Source organism: Cellulosimicrobium sp. MI9406, from assembly GCF_040595865.1.
GTDB lineage: Bacteria > Actinomycetota > Actinomycetes > Actinomycetales > Cellulomonadaceae > Cellulosimicrobium > Cellulosimicrobium funkei.
In genome coordinates this window covers 89,344-102,673 of the sequence record NZ_JALIZI010000012.1, presented here as the reverse complement: position 1 = coordinate 102,673, position 13,330 = coordinate 89,344, and the positions used below count along the sequence as shown (strand labels likewise).

The 13,330-nt window shown below is 70.5% G+C and carries 10 protein-coding genes; 8 read left to right on the top strand and 2 right to left on the bottom strand.

Annotation, left to right across the window (positions count from 1 at the left end; genetic code table 11):
- Nucleotides 1-342: 342 nt before the first annotated feature.
- From MT994_RS19145 to MT994_RS19125, 5 genes are all read left to right on the top strand, one after another.
- On the top strand, nt 343-1,161 hold the full coding sequence (locus MT994_RS19145) for a sugar ABC transporter permease (RefSeq protein WP_354807576.1): 819 nt from the start codon (nt 343-345) through the stop codon (nt 1,159-1,161).
- Nucleotides 1,161-2,084: a carbohydrate ABC transporter permease gene (locus tag MT994_RS19140; RefSeq protein ID WP_354807571.1), complete on the top strand. Its 924-nt coding sequence runs from the start codon at nt 1,161-1,163 to the stop codon at nt 2,082-2,084. Before MT994_RS19145 ends, MT994_RS19140 begins: the two co-directional genes overlap by 1 nt.
- A gap of 57 nt (nt 2,085-2,141) precedes the next feature.
- Nucleotides 2,142-4,439, top strand: a complete 2,298-nt coding sequence (gene yicI / locus MT994_RS19135) for an alpha-xylosidase (RefSeq protein WP_354807570.1) — start codon at nt 2,142-2,144, stop codon at nt 4,437-4,439.
- Between the two features lie 129 nt (nt 4,440-4,568).
- Nucleotides 4,569-6,059, top strand: a complete 1,491-nt coding sequence (locus MT994_RS19130; protein ID WP_354807568.1) for a GH1 family beta-glucosidase — start codon at nt 4,569-4,571, stop codon at nt 6,057-6,059.
- A gap of 133 nt (nt 6,060-6,192) precedes the next feature.
- Nucleotides 6,193-7,695, top strand: a complete 1,503-nt coding sequence (locus MT994_RS19125; RefSeq protein ID WP_354807567.1) for an MFS transporter — start codon at nt 6,193-6,195, stop codon at nt 7,693-7,695.
- Nucleotides 7,696-7,701: 6 nt separating this feature from the next.
- Here MT994_RS19125 and MT994_RS19120 read toward each other — a convergent pair whose 3' ends face one another.
- On the bottom strand, nt 7,702-8,148 hold the full coding sequence (locus tag MT994_RS19120; protein WP_354807566.1) for a hypothetical protein: 447 nt from the start codon (nt 8,146-8,148) through the stop codon (nt 7,702-7,704).
- Nucleotides 8,145-9,629 (bottom strand): APC family permease, encoded by a 1,485-nt coding sequence (locus tag MT994_RS19115; RefSeq protein ID WP_034653520.1) that lies wholly within the window; start codon nt 9,627-9,629, stop codon nt 8,145-8,147. Before MT994_RS19115 ends, MT994_RS19120 begins: the two co-directional genes overlap by 4 nt.
- A gap of 666 nt (nt 9,630-10,295) precedes the next feature.
- Between MT994_RS19115 and nrdH the strand changes: the two genes are divergently transcribed.
- The 3 genes from nrdH (at nt 10,296) to nrdE (ending at nt 13,210) form a co-directional block, all read left to right on the top strand.
- Nucleotides 10,296-10,541, top strand: a complete 246-nt coding sequence (gene nrdH / locus MT994_RS19110) for a glutaredoxin-like protein NrdH (RefSeq protein ID WP_021480849.1) — start codon at nt 10,296-10,298, stop codon at nt 10,539-10,541.
- Between the two features lie 81 nt (nt 10,542-10,622).
- Nucleotides 10,623-11,054, top strand: coding sequence for a class Ib ribonucleoside-diphosphate reductase assembly flavoprotein NrdI (gene nrdI, locus MT994_RS19105; RefSeq protein ID WP_021480850.1), 432 nt, complete (start codon nt 10,623-10,625; stop codon nt 11,052-11,054).
- A 2-nt stretch (nt 11,055-11,056) separates the two neighbouring features.
- A complete protein-coding gene (gene nrdE / locus MT994_RS19100; RefSeq protein WP_198163219.1) occupies nt 11,057-13,210 on the top strand; it encodes a class 1b ribonucleoside-diphosphate reductase subunit alpha in 2,154 nt (717 codons plus the stop codon).
- The last annotated feature ends 120 nt before the right edge of the window (nt 13,211-13,330 follow it).

The following is a 13,330-nucleotide window of genomic DNA, read 5'->3' as shown; positions in this document are numbered from 1 at the left end:
GTGATCGTCAGCGAGCTCCAGTCCCTCATCAACCAGTCGAAGTCGCCGACCGAGGTGCTCGACGGCCTCGAGTCCGCCTACGTGGACGGCAAGGCGGACCTGCTCGACAGCTGAGCGGAACCGCCCGGGCACCACCCGAGCACCGCCCGAGGACCTCCCGCGAAAGAGACCGTCATGACCACCCGCACCGACACCGTGCCCGAGGCCGGGCCCGGACCCGCGCGCGAGGCGCCGCGCGCGACCGCGGCACGCCGTCGTCGCCGGCCCGCCTGGCTCCCGTACCTGCCCTACCTCCTGCCCGGCGCGGTGGCGTTCGTCGTCGTGATCGGCTACCCGTTCGCGATGAACGTCTACTACAGCCTGTTCAAGTGGCGCGGCGGCATGGCGCCGATGCGCTGGTACGGGCTGGGGAACTACGCCGACCTGATGCACGACTCGGCGTTCTGGACCTCGTTCCAGAACTCCATCGCGATGATCCTCGCGATGGTCGTCGTGCCGACCCTCGTCGGCCTCGTGCTCGCCGCCGTGCTGTTCGACTACCTCGGCCGCCGGTTCGGGCCCCGCGTCGCGGCGTTCCTGCGCGCGACGTACTACCTGCCGCAGATCCTCCCGGTCGCCGTGGCCGGCGTGCTGTGGAACTGGATCCTCAACGCCCAGACCGGCGCGCTCAACGTCATGCTGCGCGGGATCGGGGTCGTGAACCCGCCGAACTGGCTGGGCGACACCTCGACCGCGCTGCCGAGCGTCATGCTCGTGCTCATCTGGGTGCAGATCGGCTACCCGGTGGTCATCTTCATGTCCGCGCTCCAGCGCGTGGACCCCGAGCTCTACGAGGCCGCCGAGCTCGACGGCGCCGGCTGGTGGCGGCGCTTCGGGGCCATCACGATCCCGCAGATCCGTCCCGAGACGTTCGTCGTCACGCTCACCTGCACCGTCGCGGCGCTCAAGGTCTTCGGGCCCATCTACGTGCTCACGCGCGGCGGCCCCGAGAGCTCCACGCTCGTCCCGAGCTACTACTCGTACCTGAACTTCTTCGACAAGTCGAAGGTCGGCTACGGCGCCGCGGTGGCGACCGTGCTCACCCTCGTCATCATCGTCGTCGCCGTCGTGATCCTCGCGCTGCAGAGCCGCGCCGAGCGTCGTGAGCAGGAGGGCCGCTGATGTCCACCGTCACCACCACCCCCGCGGACGCCGTGGCGCCGGGCGCCGGCGCGTCCCGCCCCCGCCGCGCCCTGCGCGCCACGCGGCAGGACGAGCGCTACCGCCGCGGGATCGGCCGCTGGTTCGTGCTCGCCGCGGCGGTGCTCGTCGCGCTCGTCATGCTGTCGCCGTTCGTCATCATGGTGCTCAACGCGTTCAAGTCCCCGGCCGAGTACTCCCAGGACGGGCCGCTGAGCATCCCGAGCGAGCTCTACCTCGACGGCGTGCAGAACTTCTGGACGCGCACGAACTTCCCGCAGAAGCTCTGGAACTCCGTCTTCATCTCGGCGCTCGTCGCCGTGTTCGGCACGCTCCTGTCGCTCCTCAGCGCGTACGCGATCGGCGTCGGCCGCATCAAGGGCCGGCTGTGGATCGTCACGCTGTTCCTCGTGGCGAACATGCTGCCGCAGGAGGCGCTCATCTACCCGCTGTTCGACATGGCGCAGAAGGTCGGCCTGTCGAACTCGCAGTGGTCGATCATCATCATCTTCACGGTCATCCAGGCGGCGTTCGGCACGTACCTGCTCTCGTCCGTGCTCGGGACGTTCCCGCCCGCGCTCCTCGAGGCGGCGCAGCTCGACGGCGCCGGCCGCTGGCGCATCCTGTGGCAGGTCGTGTACCCGATCGTCCGGCCGACGCTCGGCGTCCTCATGATCTTCTTCTTCATCTGGACGTGGAACGAGTTCTTCATCCCGCTGGTCATGCTCACGACCAACGACACCCAGACGATCCCCATCGCGCTCGCGTCGCTCCAGGGCGACCGGATGATGGACGCCCCGACGACCAACGCGGGCGCGCTCGTCTCGCTGATCCCCGCGCTGATCTTCTTCCTCATCTTCCAGCGCACCCTCACCCGCGGCGTGACGGCCGGCGCCGTCAAGTGAGGCCTCCGGCCTGACGCCCCGAGACACCGATACGCACCGACGAAGGAAGCACCACCCATGAAGTTCACCGACGGGTACTGGCAGGTCCGACCCGGCATGCACCCGCTCTACGCGGTCGAGGTCGACGACGTCCGCGCGGACGAGGCGGCCGGCACGCTCACCGTGTACGCGCCGACGGCGAAGATCCGCGGCCGTGGCGACACCCTCAACCGCCCGATGCTCACGACGACGTACTCCTCGCCCGCGCCCGGCGTGATCCGCGTGCGCGTGGAGCACCACCAGGGCGCGGTGCGCCGGGGCCCGGCGTTCCAGGTGACCGGCGAGCCCGGGTTCCGGCCCGAGATCGAGGTGCACGACGACGTCGCCGTCCTGCGGTCCAAGGACCTCGCCGTGCGCGTGCACCGGGGCGACCGCTGGCGCGTGGACTTCGAGGCGGACGGCGAGGTGCTGACCTCCTCGCTGCCGAAGTCGGTCGGGCACGTCACGTCGGACGACGGCGGCGCGTGGACGCACGAGCAGCTCGCGCTCGAGCCGGGCGAGCTCGTGTACGGCCTGGGGGAGCGGTTCGGCCCGTTCGTCAAGAACGGCCAGGTCGTGGACATATGGAACGAGGACGGCGGGACGTCGAGCGAGCAGGCGTACAAGTCCGTGCCGCTCTACCTCACGACCAAGGGCTACGGGGTGTTCGTCGAGCACCCGGAGAAGGTCTCGTTCGAGGTCGCCTCCGAGGTGAACACGCGCGTCCAGTTCTCCGTCGAGGGGCAGTCGCTGGAGTACCTGGTCATCCAGGGCCCGACGCCCAAGGACGTGCTGCGCCGGTACACGGCGCTGACGGGCCGCCCTGCGCGCGTGCCGGCGTGGTCGTTCGGCCTGTGGCTCACGACGTCGTTCACGACGAGCTACGACGAGCAGACCGTGAACGGCTTCATCGACGGCATGGCCGAGCGCGACCTGCCGCTGTCGGTGTTCCACTTCGACTGCTTCTGGATGCGCGAGTACCAGTGGGTCGACTTCGAGTGGGACCCGCGCACGTTCCCCGACCCCGAGGGGATGCTCCGGCGCCTGCACGACCGCGGGCTCAAGGTGTGCGTGTGGATCAACCCGTACGTCGCGCAGCGCTCGCCCCTCTTCGCGGAGGCCGCGGAGCAGGGCTTCCTCGTGCAGCGCGAGGACGGGTCCGTGTGGCAGTGGGACCTGTGGCAGGCGGGCATGGGGCTGGTGGACTTCACCAACCCCGACGCGACCGCGTGGTACGTGGGCAAGCTCGAGGGGCTGCTCGACCAGGGCGTCGACTGCTTCAAGACCGACTTCGGCGAGCGGATCCCCGTCGACGGCATCGCGTGGCACGACGGCTCCGACCCGCGCAAGATGCACAACTACTACGCCCAGCTCTACAACGAGGCGGTCTTCCGGCTGCTCGAGCGCAAGCGCGGCGAGGGCGAGGCGGTCCTGTTCGCGCGGTCCGCGACGGCGGGCGGCCAGCAGTTCCCCGTGCACTGGGGCGGCGACTGCGACTCGACGTACGCGTCGATGGCCGAGTCGCTGCGCGGCGGCCTGTCGATGTCGATGTCGGGCTTCGGCTACTGGAGCCACGACATGGGCGGCTTCGAGGGCACGCCGGACCCGGGCGTGTTCAAGCGCTGGACGGCGTTCGGCCTGCTGTCGTCGCACTCGCGCCTGCACGGCTCGGGCTCGGTCCGGGTCCCGTGGGCGTTCGACGACGAGGCCGTCGACGTGACGCGCAAGTTCACGCACCTCAAGCTCTCGCTCATGCCGTACCTCGGGCGGGTGGCCGAGGAGGCGCACACCGACGGCGTGCCGATGATGCGGCCGCTGGTGCTCGAGCTCCCGCACGACCGCGCCGGGTACACCGCGGACACGCAGTACCTGCTGGGCGACGCGCTCCTCGTCGCGCCGGTGTTCCGCGCGGACGGCCGCGTGGAGTACTACGTGCCGGAGGGCACGTGGACGCGTCTCGTCCAGCCCGACGACGGCCCCGCCCTGAGCGAGACCGTGACCGGCCCGCGCTGGGTCACCGAGACCCACGGGTTCGACTCGCTCCCGGTGCTCGTGCGCCCGGGCACCGTCCTGCCGGTCGGCGCCCGCACCGACCGGCCGGACTACGCCTGGGCCGACGGCGTCACGCTGCACGCGTTCGAGCTGCCCGACGGGCACGACGAGCTCGTGGTCGTCCCGCCGTCGGACGGCGCGCCCGGGGCCACGTTCCGGGTGCGCCGGTCGGGCGCGACCCTCACCGTCTCGTCCGACGACGCCCCCGCGGCCTGGTCCGTGCGGGCCGGCGCGGCGACGGCCGAGGCGCACGGCGCGACGAGCGTGACTCTCGACCTCGGCTGAGGACGTATCCTGGGCGGACGCACCATGGAAGCGCTCCCATGGCGCGTCCGCCCGGCGTCGTCGCGCCGGCCACCGACCCGACCACCGTCGCGGACCACGTCGTCCGACGACCGACCAGCGAGGACCCTCGTGACCACCGACACCACCGCCCCCGTCGCCGTCGACGCGCAGGCCGCGCCCGCGTCGTCGGGCCGCCGCACGTTCCCGACCGACTTCCTCTGGGGCTCCGCGACCGCCGCCTACCAGATCGAGGGCGCCGCCGCCGAGGGCGGCCGCACACCGTCCATCTGGGACACGTACTCCCACACCCCGGGCCGCACGCTCAACGGCGACACGGGCGACGTCGCGGACGACCACTACCACCGGTGGCAGGAGGACGTGCAGCACATCGCCGACCTCGGCCTCGGCGCGTACCGGTTCTCCATCTCGTGGTCGCGCGTCCAGCCGGGCGGTACCGGCCCGCTCAACCCCGAGGGCGTCGCGTTCTACTCGCGCCTCGTCGACGCGCTGCTCGAGAAGGGCGTCAAGCCCGTCGTCACGCTCTACCACTGGGACCTCCCGCAGGAGCTCGAGGACGCCGGGGGCTGGGCGAACCGCGACACCGCGTACGCGTTCGCCGAGTACGCCCGCCACATGGCGCGCGAGCTCGGCGACCGGATCGACACCTGGACGACGCTCAACGAGCCGTGGTGCTCCGCCTACCTCGGCTACGGCTCCGGCGTGCACGCGCCCGGCCGCACCGAGCCCGCCGCGGCGCTCGCGGCCGTGCACCACCTCAACCTCGCGCACGGCCTCGCCGTCCAGGCGATCCGCGACGAGCTCGGCGAGGACGCGAAGACGTCCGTCACGCTCAACCTGCACGTCATCCGGCCCGACGACCCGTCGTCGGCCGCGGACCTCGACGCGGTGCGCAAGATCGACGCGCTCGCCAACCGCGCGTTCCTCGCACCCATGCTCGACGGCGAGTACCCCGCCGACCTGCTCGCCGACACCGCGCACGTGAGCGACTGGTCGTTCGTGCAGGAGGGCGACCTCGAGACGGTGCGCCAGCCGCTGTCGATCCTCGGCGTCAACTACTACTCGACGGTGCGCGTGCGCCACTTCTCCGGCGAGGGCGAGCGGTCCGAGAACGACGGCCACGGCGCGTCGAGCCACAGCCCGTGGATCGGCGTCGACGACGTGGAGTTCGTCCAGCAGCCCGGCCCGTACACCGCGATGGGCTGGAACATCGAGCCCGCCGGCATGACCGAGCTGCTCGTGTCCGTGGCGACGACGTACCCGCACCAGCCGATGATGGTCACCGAGAACGGCGCCGCGTTCGCCGACGAGGTCACGGTCGACGCCGACGGGACCCCCCGCGTGCACGACGACCGCCGCGTCGCCTACCTGCACGACCACGTCGACGCCGTAGGTGCCGCGATCGACGCGGGCGCCGACGTGCGCGGGTACTTCGCGTGGTCCCTGCTCGACAACTTCGAGTGGGGCTACGGGTACGAGCGCCGCTTCGGGATCATCCGCGTCGACTACGACACGCTCGAGCGCACGTGGAAGGACTCCGCGCACTGGTACCGCCGGCTCGCGACGTCGAACGCGCTCCCCACGGCCGACGAGACCGCCTGACGCACCGCTCCACCCGCGAGGGCCCGTCCGGTCGCACCGGGCGGGCCCTCGCCGCGCGCGGGTCGGCGGTCCCGCCGCGCCTCGCCCGGACGGGGTGAGGCGCACCCCGGCGGTCTTGCCTAGCGTCGCAGCCATGAGCGATGTCGAGGTCAGGGCCAGGACCGGTGGTGTCCTCGCCGCGGCGTGCCTGTCGACGCTGGTGGTCAACGCGAACACGTCGGCGGTGAGCATCCTGCTCCCCGCGATCAGCGAGGACACCGGCACGAGCGTCACGACGCTCCAGTGGGCCGTGACCGGGTACTCCCTGGTCGGGGCCGCGGTGATCGTCACGTCCGGGGCCCTCGGGGACGTCTTCGGGCGCAAGCGGGTCTTCCAGCTGGGGCTCCTGCTGTTCGTCGCGTCCTGCGTGCTCATCGCGCTCGCGCCGTCGGGCGGCATGGTCATCGCCGGTCGGTTCGTCCAGGGCGCGGCCGGGGCGACCATCGTGGCGTGCGGCCTGAGCCTGCTCTCCGTGGCGAACAGCGGCGACGCCCAGCTCCGGGCGGTCTCGTTGTGGGGCGCGGCGTCCGCCGTCGGCGCCGCGGCCGGGCCCCTGCTCGGCGGGCTGCTCGTCAACCTCACGGGGTGGCAGGGGCTGTTCTGGGTCGACGCCGTCGTCGCCGCCGCGTGCGTCGTCCTCACGTACGTCGTGGTGGCGGAGTCGCGCGATCCCGGCCGCTCGCGCTCGATCGACTACGCGGGCACCGTCCTCGTCGCGCTCACCCTCGCGCCCCTCATCCTCGCGCTGAGCAAGGGCAGCGACTGGGGGTGGGGCTCGCTCGCGACCCTCGGCAGCCTCGCGGTCGCCGTCGTGGCGGGCTGCCTGTTCGTCGTGGTCGAGCGCCGCGTCGCGGTCCCGCTCCTCGACCTCGCGCTCCTGCGCAACCGGGTGCTCGTCGGCGCGACCGTGGCCATCCTCATCGGCTCCGGCACCATCAACGGGCTCATGTACCTGCTGAGCATCTACTTCCAGGACCCGGCGACCCTGGGCCTCAGCCCGCTCGAGGCCGGGCTCGCGACGCTCCCGGCCACCGCGGGGCTCGTCGTAGTGGCCCCGCTCGTCCCAGGGTTCGCCGCGAAGGTCGGCGGCCGGCAGGTCATCGGCCTCGGGTTCCTGCTCACGGCGGTCGGGTTCGGCGTCGTCGGCGTCGTCCAGGCCGACTGGCGGTACGGCGCCTTCGTCCTCCCGCTGATCGCCATCGCCGTCGGCATGGGCCTGTCCAACGGCCCCGCGTCCTCGGCGTCCACGGCGTGCGTCTCCGCGAACGAGGTCGGTGCGGCGTCGGGCGTGTCGAACATGGCGCGCTACGTCGGCGCCGCCGTCGCGACGGCGGTCGTGGCCTCGATCTACGCCGCCGTCGTCGCCGACCGCACCGCCGCGGGGGCCTCGACCGCCGACTCCCTCGCCGCGGGCCTCGGCACCGCGTCGTGGGTCATGGCGGGGACCAGCGCGCTCGGGGTCGTCATGGCGGTCGTCATGGGCCGGCGGTACCGCGCCGAGCGCGGCACGGTGCACGATGCCGCCTCGGCGGCCGCCGCGGTGACGCACACCCTGCCCACGTCGGCCACGCCCGTGGGCGCGCGGTCGGCGGACTGAGCGCGGTCAGCCCCGGACCGTGTCGTCGAGGTGCAGGCCGTCCACGAGGTCCCGGAAGCCCGCGAGCTCGTCCGGGCAGTAGATCTCGATGACGAGGAGCTGCCCCCGGACGACGCGGTTGTCGGCGACGACCGGCCGGATGCCCGGCCCGGCGGCCCCGTTGACGAGCTGCCCCAGGAGCGTCGCACGGCTCAGCGCGCCGCCCGGGTCCTCGCACGTGGCCCCGCCGTCGTCGCCCAGGACGCGCACGACCTGCTCCACGTCCGGCGTCGGCACGCCCGCGGCCGCGAACGCCACGAGGAGCTGATCGGCCTTCTGCTCGGCCTCCGTCGTCGTCTCCTGCGAGCCGCGCGCGACCAGCGCGACGACGACGAGCGCGACGACGACCACGGCCGCGACGACGTAGATGGTCCGGCGCTCACGGCGCGGCTGACGTTCCGTGACCTCGCTCATGGCGCGCTCGCCTCCGACTCCTGCGTCGTCGTGTCCGGGAGCCTCCACGACGGCTTGCGTGACCGGTAGAAGAGGTACGGCACCAGGAGGCCCAGGCCGAGGGCCCCGCCGGCGACGATGACGAGGTAGGAGCCGGGGCTCCCCGACCCGAACTGCGACGGCGGGACGAAGCCCACCAGCAGGGCGGCGAGCGACGCGACGAATCCGACGCCGCACAGCACGCCGAGCATCGGGGCGCGGTACCCGCGCGCGTGGTCGGGCTGCTGACGGCGCAGGCGGACGGCGGCGACGAACATGAGCAGGTACATGATCAGGTACACCTGCGTCGTGATGACCGAGAAGATCCAGTACGCGCTCGACACGCTCGGGATGAGCGCGTAGCCGAGGGCGATGAGCGTCGTGACGACGCCCTGCGTGACGAGGATGTTCTGCTGGACGCCGTTCTTGTTGAGCCGCTGGAGGAACGGCGGGAGGTAGCCCTCCTGGCGCGAGATGAGCAGGAGCCCCTTGGAGGGGCCGGCGAGCCACGTGAGCATGCCGGCGACCGACGCCGTGACGAGCATGATCCCGATGATCGGGGTGAGCCACTGGGAGCCGAAGTAGGCGAACACGGCGTCGAAGGCCTGCATGATGCCCGCGGTGAGGGAGAGCTGCTCGGCCGGGACGACCCAGCTGATCGCGAGCGCGGGGAGGATGAAGATCAGCAGCACCATCCCCATCGCGAGGAACATCGAGCGCGGGAACTCGCGCGCCGGGTTGCGCAGCGACCCCACGTGCACCGCGTTCATCTCCATGCCGGAGTACGACAGGAAGTTGTTGACGATCAGCACGAGGCTCGACAGCCCGGCCCACGCGGGGAGCAGGTGCTCGGCGTCCATCGGGGCGGCGGACGGGTTGCCCTGCCCGAGGAACACGACGCCGAGCGTCACGAGGAGCACGCCCGGGACGAGCGTGCCGATGATGAGACCGCCGCTCGCCAGCCCGGCCACGCCCTTGGTGCCGCGGGACGACACCCAGACGCCGGACCAGTAGACGACGACGATGACGATCGCCGTCCACACGCCGCTGCTCGCGAGGCTCGGGTTGATGACATAGGCGAGCGTGCTCGCGACGAAGCCGAGCAGGCTGGGGTAGTAGAAGATCGTCATCGCGAACTGGCACCACACCGCGAGGAAGCCCATCGGCTTCGAGATCCCCTCGGACACCCACTTGTAGACGCCGCCGCTCCACCCGGAGGCGAGCTCCGCCGAGACGAGCGACGTGGGCAGGAGGAACACCACGGCGGGCAGGAGGTAGAGGAAGACGCACGCCAGCCCGTACACGGCCATGGTCGGCGCGGCGCGCAGGCTCGCGACGGAGCTCGTCGTCATCATCGCGAGCGCGATCCACGAGATGTAGCTGCTCGCCGGGACCGCGGCGCGCGCCCTGGCCCTCGTCGTCGGTACCGCCGGCCCCTCGGCGGCGGCCTCCGCCGCGCTCATGCCGCCCGCTCCGCGTCGTCGCGGCGCACTGCTGCGTGCTCAGGGTGCATCTCGACCGCCTCCTCGGCGCCGTCGCGGACCTCCGACGTGCCGATCGTCCTCCGTGCGCCTTCCTGCGGGGATCACCTGCTCCGGGTGACTTGCGGCGTGGCTGTCGGGCATGGCGTACGACACGCCGACGGTGCGACACGCCGACGAGTTCGACAGATCGGCCGTCCGGATTGGGGGGATTTGTCGACGTGCCGGCCGGTGGGGAGTCGCCCCGCAGGAGCCCGCGCGGCGGGGTGCCGGCGCTCCGCACAGGGTGTGGACCGACGTCGTCCCCACCCTGTGGACGGCGTCGTGCCGTCCGCGGGAAGACGCCGTTCCGGGCCGGTCGGATCGGTGGACGACGGGCTGTGGACGAGCACTCCGGGGGAGTGTCGGAGGGTCCTGGGACCATGGATCCATGGCGCCTAGCACACCCGCCGGGGTGAAGTTCCACCACGACATCTAGTGCAGTGGCACGGTCTCGACCACTAGGTATAGTGGTTGCACACCCAGGGGGCCGGAGGCCTCCTGGCGAATCACACAGACGTAGTTCCACCGGTGTCCTTCGAGGTCAGAGATGTTTCTCCCTCCCCGAGGACCGTCCCGGACGAGAGCGCGAGACGAGGAGCCACCCCCATGAGCGTCACGGTCTACAGCAAGCCGGCCTGCGTCCAGTGCGACGCGACGTACCGCGCTCTCGACAAGAAGGGCATCGAGTACTCCGTCGTGGACATCACCCAGGACGCCGAGGCGCTCGAGCTCGTGCGCGGGCTCGGCTACCTGCAGGCTCCCGTGGTCGTCGCCGGGGACGAGCACTGGTCCGGGTTCCGCCCCGACCAGATCACCGCCCTCGCGCAGAAGGTCTCGCCGGTCGTCGCCTGACCGGCCTCCCCGGAGCGCCGCGAGGCGCCCGGAAACCCGTACGGAAGCAGGCGGAGCAGGGCAGGACGGAGGTGCGTCCCCGTGGGGTCGCTCGTGTACTTCTCCAGCGTCAGCGAGAACACGCACCGGTTCGTCCAGCGGCTCGACCTGCCGGCCCTCGGCATGGACGTCCAGCGCATCCCGCTGCGTCCGACCGAGGGCTTCCTGCGCGTCGAGGAACCGTACGTGCTCATGGTCCCGACCTACGGGGGCGGCAACGAGGGCGGTGCCGTCCCGCGCCAGGTCGTGAAGTTCCTCAACGACGTGCACAACCGGTCGTTGATCCGCGGCGTCATCGCCGCCGGCAACACCAACTTCGGCGAGGCCTACTGCATCGCCGGCGACATCATCTCCGCGAAGTGCCAGGTGCCCTACCTGTACGCCTTCGAACTCCTGGGAACAGCCGAGGACGCCGCGCGCGTCCGCGACGGATTGGGACGATTTTGGCAACGACAGTCACGGATTCCGGCGTGAGCGTGGCAGGCGGTGGCACGGTCACCGAGGTGCCGCTCGCGAGCACCCAGCTCGACTTCCACGCGCTCAACGCGATGCTCAACCTCTACGGCCCGAACGGCGAGATCCAGTTCGACAAGGACCGTGAGGCCGCGCGGCAGTACTTCCTGCAGCACGTCAACCAGAACACCGTCTTCTTCCACGACCTCGCGGAGAAGCTGGACTACCTCGTCGAGAACAAGTACTACGACCCGGCCGTCCTCGCGAAGTACGACCGCGAGTTCGTGAAGTCGCTGTTCGAGTTCGCCTACGCGAAGAAGTTCCGCTTCGAGACGTTCCTCGGCGCCTTCAAGTACTACACGTCGTACACGCTCAAGACGTTCGACGGGAAGCGCTACCTCGAGCGCTTCGAGGACCGCGTCTGCATGGTCGCGCTCGGCCTCGCCGACGGCAACGAGCAGGCCGCGCTGGACATCGTCGAGGAGGTCATCTCGGGCCGCTTCCAGCCCGCGACCCCCACGTTCCTCAACGTCGGCAAGGCGCAGCGCGGCGAGCCCGTGTCCTGCTTCCTGCTGCGCATCGAGGACAACATGGAGTCCATCGCGCGCGGCATCAACTCCGCGCTGCAGCTCTCCAAGCGGGGCGGCGGCGTCGCGCTGCTCCTGTCGAACATCCGCGAGCACGGCGCGCCCATCAAGCACATCGAGAACCAGTCGTCCGGCGTCATCCCCGTGATGAAGCTGCTCGAGGACTCGTTCTCCTACGCGAACCAGCTCGGCGCGCGCCAGGGCGCCGGTGCCGTGTACCTGCACGCGCACCACCCCGACATCATGCGGTTCCTCGACACCAAGCGCGAGAACGCCGACGAGAAGATCCGCATCAAGACGCTGTCGCTCGGCGTCGTGATCCCGGACATCACGTTCGAGCTCGCGAAGAAGAACGAGGACATGTACCTCTTCTCGCCGTACGACGTCGAGCGCGTCTACGGCAAGCCGTTCGCCGACATCTCGATCACCGAGAAGTACGACGAGATGGTCGACGACTCGCGCATCCGCAAGACGAAGATCAAGGCGCGCGACTTCTTCCAGACGATCGCCGAGCTCCAGTTCGAGTCCGGCTACCCGTACATCATGTTCGAGGACACGGTGAACAAGGCGAACCCGATCAAGGGCCGCATCACCCACTCGAACCTGTGCTCGGAGATCCTCCAGGTCTCGACGCCGTCGACGTTCAACGAGGACCTCTCGTACGACCACGTCGGCCGCGACATCTCCTGCAACCTCGGCTCGCTGAACATCGCCAAGACGATGGACTCGCCCGACTTCGCGAAGACGATCGACACCGCGATCCGCGCGCTCACCGCGGTCTCCGACCAGACGAGCATCGAGTCGGTGCCCTCGGTCAAGCGTGCCAACGAGTCCGGCCACGCGATCGGTCTCGGCCAGATGAACCTCCACGGCTACCTCGCGCGCGAGCGGATCCACTACGGGTCCGAGGAGGGCATCGACTTCACGAACATCTACTTCTACACGGTCGCCTACCACGCGATCGCGGCGTCGAACCGCCTCGCGATCGAGCGCGGGCGTGCGTTCGGCGGCTTCGAGGACTCGAAGTACGCGACGGGGGAGTACTTCGACAAGTACACCGACCGCGTGTGGGAGCCCGCGACCGAGCGCGTGCGCCGGCTCTTCGCCGACGCCGGCGTGCACATCCCGACCCAGGACGACTGGGCGGCGCTCAAGGCCTCGGTCATGGAGCACGGGATCTACAACCAGAACCTCCAGGCCGTCCCGCCGACGGGCTCGATCTCCTACATCAACAACTCGACGTCCTCGATCCACCCGGTGCCGTCGAAGATCGAGATCCGCAAGGAGGGCAAGATCGGGCGCGTCTACTACCCGGCGCCCTACCTGACGAACGACAACCTCGAGTACTACGAGGACGCGTACGAGATCGGCTACGAGAAGATCATCGACACGTACGCCGCCGCGACGCAGCACGTCGACCAGGGTCTGAGCCTCACGCTGTTCTTCAAGGACACGGTCACGACGCGCGACGTCAACCGCGCGCAGATCTACGCGTGGCGCAAGGGCATCAAGACGCTCTACTACATCCGCCTCCGTCAGATGGCCCTGGAGGGCACGGAGGTCGAGGGTTGCGTCAGCTGCATGCTGTAGTCGCCTGAGGCAGCCACCGGTTGCCTCGATGCCCGGTGCCGTCGGCCACCCTCCCGGAGAGGCGTGGCCGACGGCGCGGGGTCCGGTCCCACGAAGTCGTCCCGGTCGGTCCGGGGTCAG